General features: G+C 69.5%; 12 protein-coding genes. 5 read left to right on the forward strand and 7 right to left on the reverse strand.

The window, feature by feature from the left end; all coding sequences use genetic code 11:
• Positions 1-96: 96 nt before the first annotated feature.
• A complete protein-coding gene (locus ACWEH3_RS05075) occupies positions 97-2,145 on the reverse strand; it encodes a thioredoxin domain-containing protein (RefSeq protein ID WP_452358266.1) in 2,049 nt (682 codons plus the stop codon).
• Between the two features lie 83 nt (positions 2,146-2,228).
• On the opposite strand from ACWEH3_RS05075, the gene ACWEH3_RS05080 reads away from it, so the two are divergent.
• Positions 2,229-2,795, forward strand: coding sequence for a GyrI-like domain-containing protein (locus ACWEH3_RS05080; protein WP_450020746.1), 567 nt, complete (start codon positions 2,229-2,231; stop codon positions 2,793-2,795).
• On the opposite strand, the gene ACWEH3_RS05085 is transcribed toward ACWEH3_RS05080, so the two are convergent.
• From ACWEH3_RS05085 to mca, 5 genes are all read right to left on the reverse strand, one after another.
• The gene (locus ACWEH3_RS05085; RefSeq protein WP_450020744.1) at positions 2,789-2,983 is read right to left on the reverse strand and encodes a hypothetical protein; all 195 of its coding nucleotides are present in this window, start codon (positions 2,981-2,983) and stop codon (positions 2,789-2,791) included. The genes ACWEH3_RS05080 and ACWEH3_RS05085 overlap by 7 nt on opposite strands.
• Positions 2,984-3,065: 82 nt before the next feature.
• Positions 3,066-3,641: a TIGR03086 family metal-binding protein gene (locus ACWEH3_RS05090; RefSeq protein ID WP_450020742.1), complete on the reverse strand. Its 576-nt coding sequence runs from the start codon at positions 3,639-3,641 to the stop codon at positions 3,066-3,068.
• Between the two features lie 569 nt (positions 3,642-4,210).
• Complete coding sequence (locus ACWEH3_RS05095; protein ID WP_450020740.1) at positions 4,211-5,521, reverse strand: FAD-binding oxidoreductase; 1,311 nt, start codon at positions 5,519-5,521, stop codon at positions 4,211-4,213.
• A 154-nt stretch (positions 5,522-5,675) separates the two neighbouring features.
• Positions 5,676-5,954, reverse strand: a complete 279-nt coding sequence (locus tag ACWEH3_RS05100; protein ID WP_356966784.1) for a hypothetical protein — start codon at positions 5,952-5,954, stop codon at positions 5,676-5,678.
• Positions 5,951-6,835, reverse strand: coding sequence for a mycothiol conjugate amidase Mca (mca, locus tag ACWEH3_RS05105; RefSeq protein ID WP_379255316.1), 885 nt, complete (start codon positions 6,833-6,835; stop codon positions 5,951-5,953). Before mca ends, ACWEH3_RS05100 begins: the two co-directional genes overlap by 4 nt.
• Before the next feature lie 102 nt (positions 6,836-6,937).
• On the opposite strand from mca, the gene ACWEH3_RS05110 reads away from it, so the two are divergent.
• Both ACWEH3_RS05110 and greA read left to right on the forward strand, forming a co-directional pair.
• On the forward strand, positions 6,938-7,402 hold the full coding sequence (locus ACWEH3_RS05110) for a DUF4307 domain-containing protein (protein ID WP_450020737.1): 465 nt from the start codon (positions 6,938-6,940) through the stop codon (positions 7,400-7,402).
• Positions 7,403-7,699: 297 nt separating this feature from the next.
• Positions 7,700-8,194 carry a transcription elongation factor GreA gene (greA, locus tag ACWEH3_RS05115; RefSeq protein WP_028477722.1) on the forward strand — a complete coding sequence of 165 codons (495 nt, stop codon included), beginning with the start codon at positions 7,700-7,702 and terminating at the stop codon, positions 8,192-8,194.
• A 97-nt stretch (positions 8,195-8,291) separates the two neighbouring features.
• Here greA and ACWEH3_RS05120 read toward each other — a convergent pair whose 3' ends face one another.
• Positions 8,292-9,434, reverse strand: a complete 1,143-nt coding sequence (locus ACWEH3_RS05120; RefSeq protein ID WP_450020735.1) for a cystathionine gamma-synthase — start codon at positions 9,432-9,434, stop codon at positions 8,292-8,294.
• 229 nt (positions 9,435-9,663) lie between these two features.
• Here ACWEH3_RS05120 and ACWEH3_RS05125 point away from each other — a divergent pair, with 229 nt between their 5' ends.
• Together ACWEH3_RS05125 and ACWEH3_RS05130 are read left to right on the forward strand one after the other, a co-directional pair.
• Complete coding sequence (locus tag ACWEH3_RS05125; protein WP_450020733.1) at positions 9,664-10,839, forward strand: acyl-CoA dehydrogenase family protein; 1,176 nt, start codon at positions 9,664-9,666, stop codon at positions 10,837-10,839.
• A 276-nt stretch (positions 10,840-11,115) separates the two neighbouring features.
• Positions 11,116-12,726, forward strand: coding sequence for an HD domain-containing phosphohydrolase (locus ACWEH3_RS05130; RefSeq protein ID WP_450020731.1), 1,611 nt, complete (start codon positions 11,116-11,118; stop codon positions 12,724-12,726).
• Positions 12,727-12,908 lie beyond the last annotated feature (182 nt).

A 12,908-nucleotide genomic window follows, 5' to 3' on the forward strand; every position in this document is an offset into this window, starting at 1 on the left:
GCGGACCCCATTTCCTGGTTATGCCCCTCCGTCGACGGGGCGTCCGACTCGAACCGTCTATCGCCAACCGGACGATGGTGGCCGGAGATGCTGTCGTCAGCTTCGCCGAAGTGCCATCAGGAGCTCGTCGGGAGTGGAGACCGGGAGGTCGCAGACGGAGCCGCGGCAGACGTACGCGGCGGCGGCGTCACGGACCAAGGGTCGGTCGGCCAGCAACGGAACGGCATTCGGGGCGGCGGCGAGGACGACGGAGCCGCCCGGGGCGGCCGAACGGGCCGCGACGAGCAACTCGGTCGGTTGCGCGGATTCGGTGGCGATGGCGACTTGCAGCGGGCCGCGCACAGCTGCCTCGGCGACGGTGAGCCACTGACCCGCCGAACGCGGCGCGCGCGCCAGCACGATCGCGCCGCGCTCGAGAGTGCGGTCGGCGAGTTCGCGGTAGCGGACGGCCCGCTCGGGGTCGCTCGTGGCCGCGGCGGTGAGCAGCGCTTCGGCCAGCGCGGAGGCGCCCGCGGGGGTGGCGCCGTCGATCGGGTCGCGCGGGCGCGCGACGAGGGTTTCGGCGTCGTCGGCGGTGTCGAACCAGCCGCCCGGCTGATCGGGATCGGCGAAGTGTTCGATCGCGGTATCCAGCAGGCGTTGGGCGTCCTCCAGCCAGCCGAGGTCGCCGGTGGCCTGGTGCAGCGCTAGCAGGCCGGTGACCAGCCAGGCGTAGTCCTCCAGGATGGCGGGCGCCGCGCCGACGACGCCACCGAGCGAGGCGCGCCGCAGCCGTCCGTCCACCACGTGCTCGGCCAGCAGGAAGCGCGCGCACCGCACGGCGGCGGCGGTCCACTCCGGCTCGTCCAGCGCGCCCGCGGCCTCGGCCAGCGCGGTGATCGCCATGCCGTTCCACGCGGTGACCACTTTGTCGTCGCGGTCGGGCTGTGGGCGGCGGTCACGCGCGGCGATCAACCCGGCGCGGGCGCGTTCCAGGCGCGCGGCGTCCTCCGGCGTGGCGGGCTCGGAGTACCTGGTCAGCACCGAGGTGCACTGTTCGAAGTTTCCGGCGGTGGTGACGCCGAAGAATTCGGCCGCCCACGCTCCGTCGATCGGACCGAGTACACCGGCCAGCTCGGCGGGCGTCCACACGTACGTCGCGCCTTCGACGCCGGGCTTGCCTGGCTCCAAGTGCGTGTCGGCGTCCAAGGCCGAGGCGAAGCCGCCCTGCGGAGTCCCGAGGTCGTCGAGCAGGAAACGCACGGTCTCCCGGGTGACCCGATGCGACAACGATTCCCCGAGCTCCGATGTGCTGCGGCGGGCCAGGTGCGCGTAGGCGCGCAGCAGCTGCGCGTTGTCGTAGAGCATCTTCTCGAAATGCGGCACCACCCAGGCGGAGTCGACCGCATACCGCGCGAACCCGCCGCGCAGCTGGTCGTAGATGCCGCCGCGCGCCATGGCCTCGGCCGTACGGGCCACCACGTCGAACACCGCCGGGTCGCCGGTTCGCTCCCAGTGCCGCAACAGGCCCTCCAACAGCGCCGACGGCGGGAACTTGGGAGCGCCGCCGAACCCGCCGTGCTCGGCGTCCTCGTCGCGCAGCACGGTGGCGACGGCGTGGGCGAGCAATTCCGGTGTGATCGCCAGATCCGCGTCGGGCAGTCCCGATGCCTGGTCCCGCAGCGCCGCCGCCACCTGCGCGGAGGCCTGGTTCACTTCGTCCCGCCGGTTCTGCCAGGTTTCCGTGACCGCGGTGAGCAGCTGGGTGAACGACGGCATGCCGCCGCGCGGAAGCTTCGGGTAGTAGGTGCCGCAGTAGAACGGTTCACCGGCCGGGGTCAGGAAGCAGGTCATCGGCCAGCCGCCTTGCCCCGTCATCGCGACCGTGGCGTTCATGTAGACCGCGTCCAGGTCCGGCCGCTCCTCCCGGTCGACCTTCACGCAGACGAAGTTCTCGTTCATCTGATCGGCGGTGGCCTGGTCCTCGAACGACTCGTGCGCCATCACGTGGCACCAGTGACAGGACGCGTACCCCACCGACAGCAGAACGGGCACGTCCCGCTCCCGCGCTTCGGCCAGTGCCTCCACATCCCACTCCCGCCAGTGCACCGGGTTGTCCGCATGCTGCCGCAGGTACGGGGACGTCGCCTCTCCGAGCCGGTTCATGGCTCCACCGTACGACCCTTCCCGCCGCCGTGCGGGTACGTCGTCCTTGACTCTCCCGTGGCGGGAGACGACACGGTCGAAGCATGAAGATCGATTCGGCCCGAACCGACGACCACTACTACGGAGCGAGCACGCGGCCGGTGGTCCGGACATTCAGCGCATACGACTACGTGACGGTCGAAGGAATCGGGGACCCTGACGGCCCGGTCTACGCGGCGGCGGTGCAAACGCTCTACCGGGCGGCATACGGCGCGAAGAAGGCCGCGAAAGCCGCCGGGCAGGACTTCGTCGTGCCCAAACTCGAGGGCCTGTGGTGGGTCGATTCCGACGCGCCGCCGCTGACGGTGCCACGCGACCGATGGCACTGGAAACTGCTGATTCGCATGCCGGAAGTGGTGACCGCCGACATGGTGACCGGCGCGTCCTTCGAACGACTCACCGAGGGCGAGGCGATCCAGGTCCTGCACCTGGGCCCGTATGCGACCGAGCCCGAGACCCTTGCTCGCATGGACGCCCTCATGGCGGCCGAGGGATGGGCGCACCACGGCCGCCACCACGAGATCTACTTGTCCGACCCGCGCCGGACGCCGAGCGAGAAAACGAAAACCATTCTGCGTCAACCAGTTCGCCGCATCCTCACGTCTCAGTAAGGAGCCGGCGCGCTCGGCTCGGCACGCCACGGCCCCGACGGGCCGGGGCCGAACGTCAGAGCCAGGTCGAGCAGATGCCGGTCCCACGAGCGGACCGCGAGGTCGGCCAAATTCACGGGATCGGTTGCGGGTTCCAGTCCCGTCCGGATCGCTTCGATCCGGTGGCTCAATTGGAAGCGGACAGGCATATCGGCCACTTCCTCGGAAATGTCTTACGGAATGACTCGTCGCATATCTCGGCGGCAGTGCGCACCCGCCGAAAACGGCGGACTACGTGCGGGCCAGTACCTCGCGTCCGACGTACGCCAACAGTCTGCGGTGTGCCGGTTCGTCGTCGGCGACCACCACCTCGGGACCGAAAATGCCGGGTGCGCGGAAGGAATCGATGCCACCCGCGGCCTGCATGGTGGCGAGCAATTCGCCACACAACTCGTCGTCGGCCAGATCCGGCCGATCGATCGCCACCGCGATATCCACCCCGTGCACGAGAATCTCGGTGAGATGCACCAGCGCGGCCGCGGGGCCGGGCAGTTCACCGAGCGAGATGCCCACCGTGCCGTCCAGCGCATCGGGCCGGTGCCAGGCCGCGCGGTCCACCTCGGCCGCCGCGGCGTACGCGGCCTGCGGATCACCGCCGAGCCAGTCGGATTCGTGTTCGGCGCCGGCGTCCATGCCGCTCAGGGCCGCCGCGAAGATGTGCATACCGCCGACCGTGTGGTTGAGAACGGTGCGGACATCCCAGTCCCGGCACGGTGTCGGCGTCGTCAGATCCGCTCCTCCCACGGCGGCGACGATCGCTCCGGTCGCGTCCAGTGCACGGTCGATCTGTCCGATCACGTTGTCCATGAGCTTCCTTCGGTCGAGCGGTTTCGCTGAATTGGTAACACAGGACACCGACAAGCGCGCGGCAATGCGAACTCCACCTTGCGTCGAGATAGTTGCCGACAGTGTGCTTCTCGTGACCACGAAGGAAAATTCGGATGCGCGGGCGAGACGGCCCCGCTACCGTCGGTGGTGCGCCCGGTGCGCAGGCAACGGATACTTCGGGTTCAATTCCTGCCGAAACCATTTCGGTCGCTCGATACGGCGAGCAGCCCGTCGCCGCTTTCCCTCGGACCTTCCGCCCCGAAAATAGGGTGCGGCAATTTCTTTCGTCTCGCTACTGTTTCGGCGCACCCGGCGGACCACCGGGCGCGCCACAACTCCATCACACCTCCCGGTGCGAAGTCCGCGGCTACTTCTCGCCCCTTCGGGAACGCCCAAGACGAATGGAACCTGGCCGGATACCGCTACGGGCACGCCCCCAGCGGCACTCCGCACCGGCACGCCTTCGGCGGCCGGACCGACGCGGCGTTCCGGATGATCCCGCTGCTGGAAGCGGCACGCGACGCCGACCGGCCGTTCCGCTCCGCGACCTACCCGAGCACCGGATAGTTGGCCCGGATGACGCCGCGCGGGTCGCGGGCGCGCTTGATCTCGCGCAGCCGGTTCAGCGTCGCGGCGTCGAAAGCGGCGTCGGCCGTCTCGCCGGGCGTGAGGAAGGTATACGGCTTGTGGCCGCTGATCTGCCCGCTCACCGCGTCGACGATGGCGGCGCGCCGCGCCTCGACCGCATCGCGCAGGTGCGGGAGCCCGAGACCCAGGCAGTAGAGCAGGTACGGCTCCTCGATCGGGCCGCGGGCGCCACCACCGGGCCGGGCTTCGACCAGGGCGCCGCCCAGGTGCCGGATCTGCACATTGGCCAGCGGGGCGACCGCTTCCTCGATCAGGGTTTTGACCACGGCGTCGCCGAGATCGGTGAGCTGCTCCGCACGGGACAACGACGGGCTCGGGTCCGTGGGTTCGGCGGTGACCGCGCCGATGTCGGCGGCCCCGAACACGCCGCGCTTGTCGAGAATGGGATCTCCGATGGCGTCCAGCGCGGTCAGCAGCGTCCGTCCACGATCCGGATCACCCAGATACACCGCGTCCACGCCGACCATCGGCGGTGCGTCCGGGATCTGCAAACGCTGGAACCACACCGACAGTTCGTCCGGAGCCGCCGCGGTGATCTCCTGGAATGCGTCGAACACCTCGCGAATCCGCGTTTGCGGCCACAGCATGCGGCCGCCGAACAGCTCCGGCGCGGGAAACAGGTCGAACTCGAGCGCGGTCACGACGGCGAAGTCGCCGCCACCGCCGCGCAACGCCCAGAACAGGTCCGGATCGTCCTCGGCCGTGACCCGGCGCGCAGCGCCCTCCGCGTCGACGATCTCGAACGCGCGCACCGCGTCGGCGGCCCAGCCGTGCTTGCGGCCGAACCAGCTCATGCCGCCGCCGAGGGTGTAGCCGGTCACGCCGACGACCGGATTGCTGCCCGCGAGACCGGTCAGCCCGTACCCGGCCGCGGCCGCCTGCACCCGACCCCACGGCACTCCGGCGCCGACGCGCGCCACCCGACGCCGGGGATCGATCTCGATGCTGTCCAAATACCCGGTGCGCAGCAGGATCGCCTCGGGCACGCCACCGGACGCGCCGTGTCCGGTCGGTTGGGTGACCACCGGCACGCCCACGCGGCCCGCGTACCGGACCACGGCCGCGACGTCACCGGCGTCTCCGGCACGCACCACGGCGGCCACCGGCTGGGCGACGGTAGTCGTCCAGGGCCGCGCCGCGGTTTCGAAGCCCTCGTCACCGGCCACCAGCACGCGGCCGGGCAGCGTGGCCCGCAGTTCGTCGAATGTCATTGCTCGTCCTGACTCTCAGCGTTCGGAAGCAGACGCGCGCAGGAACCGAGGTGTCGGCCTTCGACGAAAGGCCGTGGTTCGCGCCGCGACTACCTCATTGACGAAAGAGAGCGCGGAAAGGTAACAACGAGCAGGTCAGCGAGGGTTTCGCCGCTCAGCCGGATTCGGCTCGCCCTTCGGGGTCGGCGCCCTTTGATTCCTCGGCACGGCGGGTGATGCCGTGCTCGGTGCCCTCGTCGGCCTCCTGGTCCGGTTCCGGGTGCTCGGGCTCGAAGGTCGCGGGCAGGCCCTTGATGTGCCGGTTCATCGACCGGACCAGCAGGAAGGTGCCCGCGAGCAGAATCAGGATGATGACCAGGCCGAGCGGCGACGCCTTGCCGAACTCGGGGCCGGTCGGCGTTCCGGGTGTCTGGGCGAGCAGGACGAACGTCACGACCGCTCGTCCTCGATGCCTGCGAACAGGTCGGTCTCCGGCAGTTCGGTGCGCACGCGAGTCTTGGCCAGCTCGAACTCCTCGGTCGGCCACAACCGCTGCTGCATCTCCATCGGAATGGCGAAGAACGCGCCGTTCGGATCGATCTGCGTCGCGTGCGCGCGCAAGGCGTCGTCGCGCTGCGGGAAGTACTTGGCGCAGTCGATCTGGGTGGTGATCCTGGCGAACATGTCACCGCGCTCGGCGGCGTACTTACGCATCCGGTCCAGCCACTCCTGCAGCGGGAACGGTTCGCCGACGCGCTCGTACTCCGCGGCGAAGATCTCCATCCGCTTCATGCTGAAGCCGTGGTCGTAGTAGAGCTTGAGCGGCGTCCACGGCTCGCCCGCGCCGGGGAAACGCTCGGGGTCGCCCGCCGCCTCGAACGCCGCCATCGACACCTCGTGGCAGCGGATGTGGTCGGGGTGCGGGTAGCCGCCGGTCTCGTCGTAGGTGGTCATCACGTGCGGCTTGAACTCGCGCACCACGCGCACCAGGGCCTCGGTGGCCTCCTCCAGCGGAACCAGCGCGAAGCTGCCCTCGGGCAGCGGCGGCAGCGGGTCGCCCTCGGGCAGGCCCGAGTCGACGAAACCGAGCCAGTGCTGGCGCACGCCGAGCGCACGGGCCGCGGCGGCCATCTCCTCACGACGGATCTCGTGGATCCGCTCCAGGACGCCGGGCGTGTCCATGGCCGGGTTCAGGATGCTTCCACGCTCTCCGCCGGTCAGCGTCACGACGAGGACGTCGTGTCCTTCGTCGGCGTAACGGGCGGTCGTCGCGGCACCCTTGCTGGATTCGTCGTCTGGGTGGGCGTGCACCGCCATGAGGCGAAGGCCACTCACGTCTCGTTCTCCGTCGCTCTCGGTCGCGGGTGTCGGGGCTTCGTTACCTATAGTTCCATTCGACCCACATTTGTTCCGACGTACCCCCCGGGAGCGACCACCATGAGCCAGCCCGCGCCGGAGAGCGGCGGCGACGCGAAGCCGGCGTCTCCCGGCGGACCCCCGCCCGACCGCTACGGCACCGGGCCACGCAAGCCGCGCCGCTGGATCGTGCCGGTGCTCGGCGTGCTGGTGGTGCTCGCCGGGCTCGGCGTGGCCTACCTGGGCTATCAGAAGTACGGGCCGGAGGACATCGAGGCCGAGCAGCTCGGCTACGTCGTCGTCGACGACTCGACCATGACCATCCACCTCAAGGTCACCCGGGCCGACCCGCAGCAGCCGGTGGTGTGTTTCGTCCGCGCGATGGCTCGCGACGGCTCCGAACTCGGCCGCAGGGAAGTGCTGATCGAGCCGTCGAGCAGCGGGACGGTCGAGTTGACCACCGTCGTGCGCTCGTCCGCGCGTCCCGTGTCGGGCAGCGTGTACGCGTGCAGCGATCGGGTACCCAGCTATCTGCGAGTTGGCTGATTTCCGCGCATAAACCGGCGATTTGCCCGCGAAATTAACTCCGACCTGCACATTTGTGAATCATGCTAAAATGGCGTGATACACGGTTCCGGAGCTCGGAGCCGTGTTTGCTGCATTGGCGGCCAGCGCTGAGGGTTCGGGCTTGCGATTTCGCCCGTGACCGGGGCCTGTCGGGGTTCGATGAACTTCCCAGGATCGCTCTAGCCGTCGACTGGCGCGTGCCCGCTTTCGGGTGGGTACACGCCGGTGCTCAGGGAATCCCGGCCTGCCGGGAACAACTACTAGGGAGTGATCGAGATGACTGAGACGCAAGTGACCTGGCTGACCCCGGAGTCGCACGACAGGCTCAAGAGCGAACTCGACGCGCTCATCGCCAATCGTCCGGTCATCGCCGCCGAGATCAACGAACGCCGGGAAGAGGGCGACCTCAAGGAGAACGGCGGGTACCACGCCGCGCGCGAGGAGCAGGGTCAGCAGGAGGCGCGCATTCGCCAGCTGCAGGAGCTGCTGAACAACGCCAAGGTCGGCGTCGCACCGACCAAGTCCGGCGTGGCGCTTCCCGGGTCGGTCGTCAAGGTCTACTACGACGGCGACGAGACGGACACCGAAACCTTCCTGATCGCCACCCGCGAGGAGGGTCTCCGCGATTCCAAGCTGGAGACGTACTCGCCGAACTCGCCCCTCGGCGGCGCGCTCATCGACGCCAAGGTGGGCGAGACCAGGGAATACACGCTGCCCAATGGGAACACGATGAAGGTCACCCTGCTCAGCGCCGAGCCCTACCACAGCTGACGCTCTCGGTCGCGCCGCAACGGCAGACCGATACCCCCGCGGACACGAGCGGCCGCGCCCGATCATCGGGTGCGGCCGCTTCCTCATGTCCGTGAACCTAGCTCAATGCCTGCTCGATGTCCGCAAGCAGGTCGCTGACATCCTCGATGCCGACCGAAAGCCGCACCAAGTCCGCGGGCACCTCCAGCTCGGAACCTTCGGTGGAGGCGTGCGTCATCGCGGCCGGATGCTCGATCAGCGACTCGACACCGCCCAGGGACTCGGCGAGGGTGAAGACCTCGGTTCGCGCGCAGAACTTCCGCGCGGCTTCGACGTCACCATTGAGGCGCACCGAGATCATCCCGCCGAAGCGCCGCATCTGCTTCGCCGCGACGGCATGGCCCGGGTGCTCCGGCAGGCCGGGGTAGATCACATGCGAGATCGACGGGTGCCCGGTCAAGAACTCCGCTATGGTCTCGGCGTTGTCGCAGTGCCGATCCATCCGCAGGGCGAGGGTCTTGGTGCCGCGCAGCGTGAGGAACGCGTCGAACGGGCCCGGCACCGCGCCCGCACCGTTCTGCAGGAACGCGAACGCCGCGTCGAGTTCCGGATCGTCGGTGATCAGCGCGCCGCCGATGACGTCGGAGTGGCCGCCGAGGTACTTGGTGGTCGAGTGCACCACGATGTCGGCGCCGAGCAGCAGCGGCTGCTGCAGGTAGGGCGTCGCGAAGGTGTTGTCGACGACCAGTTTCGCGCCCGCCGCGTGCGCGACGTCGGCCAGCGCGGGGATGTCGCCGATGCTCAGCAGTGGGTTGGTCGGGGTTTCGATCCACACCAGCTTGGTGTTCGGCCGGATCGCGGCGCGCATCTCGTCCACGTTGAACACGTGCGCGGGCGAGTGCTCGATCCCCCACTGGCTGAAGACCTTGTCGATCAGCCGGAAGGTGCCGCCGTAGGCGTCGTCGGGGATCACGATGTGATCACCCGGCCGCAACGTGGCCCGCAGCGCACAGTCGGTCGCGGCCATGCCGGACGCGAACGCCCGGCCGTAGCGGCCCGATTCCAGCGCGGCGAGGTTCGCTTCCAGTACCGACCGCGTCGGGTTGCCGGTGCGGGCGTATTCGAAACCGCCGCGCAACCCGCCCACGCCGTCCTGGGCGAACGTCGAACTCGCGTAGATGGGCACATTCACCGCGCCGGTCTGCGGATCGGGTTCATACCCGGCGTGCACGGCCCGTGTGGAGAATCCCAGCTCGCTCATGGGGCTCAGCCTAATCGGGGCGATTCCCGGGCAACTTCCCGGTGTAGGCATATCGCCGCTGCGTGCGCAGGCGAAACGGACGAATCCACACAATGGTGTTGGCACAGCGGGATAGCGCCCCTCGATCCGATCGAATTACACCGACGTCACCACCAGCACGGAAATCTTGCACCGAAGCAAGGAGCGTGAGTTCGGTCTCACTATTTCTCCGTCCCTTTAGGCTGAGTCCATGGTCACTGTGGAAGAACTGTTCGCCACCGATACGCTGCTGTCCGACGACGAGCGCGAGATCCGGGACACCGTCGCGAGCTTCGCGACGCAGCGACTGCGCCCGCACGTCGCGGAGTGGTTCGAGGCGGGCACCTTCCCGGCCCGCGAGCTCGCCCCTGAGCTGGGCGCGCTGGGACTGCTCGGCATGCATCTGGAGGGGTACGGCTGCGCGGGCATGTCGGCCACCGCCTACGGTCTGGCCTGCCAGGAGCTGGAGGCGGTGGACTCCGGCATCCGCAGCATGGTCTCGGTCCAGGGGTCGCTGGCGATGACCGCCATCCACAAATTCGGCTCGGAGGAACAGAAGCAGCAGTGGCTGCCGGAGCTGGCCGCGGGCCGCGCGCTCGGCTGTTTCGGGTTGACCGAGCCCGACTTCGGTTCGAATCCGGGCGGCATGCGCACCCGGGCGAAGCGCGACGGCTCCGATTGGGTGCTGAGCGGCTCGAAGATGTGGATCACCAACGGCTCGGTGAGCGACGTCGCGGTGGTCTGGGCGCAGACCGAGGACGAAGGCAGGCAGGTGATCCGCGGATTCCTGGTCCCGGCCGGGACGCCCGGGTTCACGACGCGGGAGATGCACCGCAAGCTGTCGCTGCGCGCGTCGGTCACCGCGGAACTGGACCTGGACGACGTTCGCCTGCCCGCGGACGCGGTGCTGCCGGGGTCGAGGGGACTGGCCGCGCCGCTGGCCTGCCTGAGCGAGGCTCGCTTCGGCATCGTCTTCGGTGCGCTCGGCGCGGCACGCGAGTGCCTGGCGGCCACCATCGAGTACGCCAGGACCCGCGAGGTGTTCGACAAGCCGCTGGCCGCCTACCAGCTCACCCAGGCCAAGCTGGCCGACATGGCGCTGGAGTTCGGCAAGGGCCAGCTGCTCGCGCTGCACATCGGACGGCTGAAGGACCGCGGCGCGGTCACGCCGGAGCAGGTGAGCGCGGGCAAGCTGAACAGCACGCGCGAGGCCATCGCGATCGCTCGCGAGTGCCGAACCATCTTGGGCGCCAATGGCATCACGCTCGACTACCCGGTCTTGCGCCATGCGAACAATCTGGAGTCGGTGCTCACCTACGAGGGCACCGCGGAGGTACACCAGCTCGTGCTGGGCCGGGCGTTGACCGACGCGAACGCGTTCCGCTGAGAGCCGTTCGGCGGCGGAGCCGCGTAGCGACCGCGCGCTCCGCTGATCCGACCAGTCCCGGCACGATGCCGCTCGGCGTGGTGCGGAACGCGGTGAAAAGGGTGCGGATGGATTGCCGGATGCCGTTCGCCGACGGCATCCGGGCGAATCCGCCCTTTCCACGCCGGACCACCGTTCTGTAACCGATCGGACGCCGACTCGGTCGCGACGCGGATCACGATCTCCGAGAACGGATTCGGGTCTGCGTGAGCCGCGCACGGACACTACTGTCGGTGCATGTCGTCGATCCGCGCCGCCGAGATTTTCGCGGCACTGTCGCTGACCACCGACCTCGCCGCCGGGATGCCGTTCGAGAAGGGGCTGGCCACCTGCCTGGTCGCCACCGACTTGGCCGCGCGCATCGGGCTGCCGGAAGCCGATCGCCGCGCGGTGTTCCATGCCGCCCTGCTCGGCGATCTCGGATGTACCGGCCGCGCCTCGGAGAACGCGCAGGCGTATGCCGACGACATCGCCTTCCAGCGCGCCTGCCACGTGCTGGATCCGGGCGATTCCGCCGTCTTCACCGAGCAACTGCGCCGATTCGGCGGCTGGGCGCCCGCCGCCCAATCGGCGCTGCGCAATCGGTTCGTCGCCCGGTTGCGGTCCGGCGCCACGCAGGCGCTGCGCTCGTCGAGCGAGGTCGTCCAGGCGCTCGGATCGCACCTGGGTCTGCCGGATGCGTCGGTCCGCGCCCTGACCGAGGTGGAGGAACGCTGGGACGGACTGGGTGCGCCGAACCGGCTGCGCGGGGAGTCCATTTCGATCGCGGGCCGCGTTGTGCACGTGGCCGAACAGGCGGTGCTCGCGCTCGACGCGGTCGGCGATGAACTCGCGACCGTCTCGGGCCACGGCGACGCGCATCCGGCTGCCCCGCATGACAGCACACGCTCCGCTCTGGGCACCGTGGCGAGACGGCAGGGCGTCGTTCTCGACGAGTTGCGGCGCCGGGCCGGCGGCCATCTCGACCCCGACCTGGTGGCCGTCTGCGATGCCGATGTCATCCGCGCGGTGCTCGACGTTCCCGACCTGCTGGCCGCCGTCCTCGCCGCGGAACCGGGGACGCGGTCTTCGCTTCCGTCCGCCGAACTCGACCGGCCCGGTCTGGCGCTGGCCATGATCGTCGACTTGAAAGGCCGTTATCTGCTAGGGCATTCGGCGCACGTGGCCGGGCTCGCCGATGCCGCGGCCGTCCGGATGGGCGTGCCCGCCGACGAAAGAACGGCACTGCGCGCCGCCGCCCTGCTGCACGATCTCGGCCGGGTCGCGGTGTCCAGCGCGGTCTGGGACCGTCGCGGCCCGCTGGGACCCTGGGACTGGAAACGCGTGCGGCTGCAGAGTCTTCGGACCGAGCGCATCCTGCGCCGCTGCCCCGGGCTGGCGGCGCTGGCCGATCTCGCGGCGGGTCACCACGAACGACTCGACGGCAGCGGTTACCCGCGGGGCAAGCGCGACCTTCCACCCGGGGCTCGATTACTCGCGGCCGCCGATGTTTTCGCGGCCTGCACCGAAGCGCGGCCCTATCGCCCCGCCGCCCGGCCCGAGGAAGCCGCTGCCCAACTGGCGGCCGAGGTCGCCGCGGGCCGACTGGACGGCGATGCCTGTGCCGCCGTCGTCCGTGTCGCCGCGGACGACATCACCACCCCCGCTGTCCACGGCCTGTCCGAGGCCGAGACCGACATCCTCCGGCTGAGCGCCCGCGGCCGCTGCGGCCGCGAGATCGCCGCCGAACTGCTGTTGCCCGAGCGCGCCGTCACCCACCATCTGGCCGAAATCCGCTCCAAGACCGGCCGCCACACCCGGGCGGGCGCGGCCGTCTTCGCGATGACTCACCAGATCCTCCCCGGCTGACTCGCTCGCGCACGGGTACGTCCGCACACCCGCGACGACCTGTGCTGAGGTGCACCGGGCGCGCGAGACCGCACCTCACAGGCGCGTGCGGGCGGAAGCTAGCGCATTGTTACGTCTTGTCATTCAAGTGCCATGTGGGTGTCACCGGTAGGCCAGCGAAAGCGCGCATCCTTTAGAGGGAC

The organism is Nocardia sp. NPDC004718, from assembly GCF_053601535.1.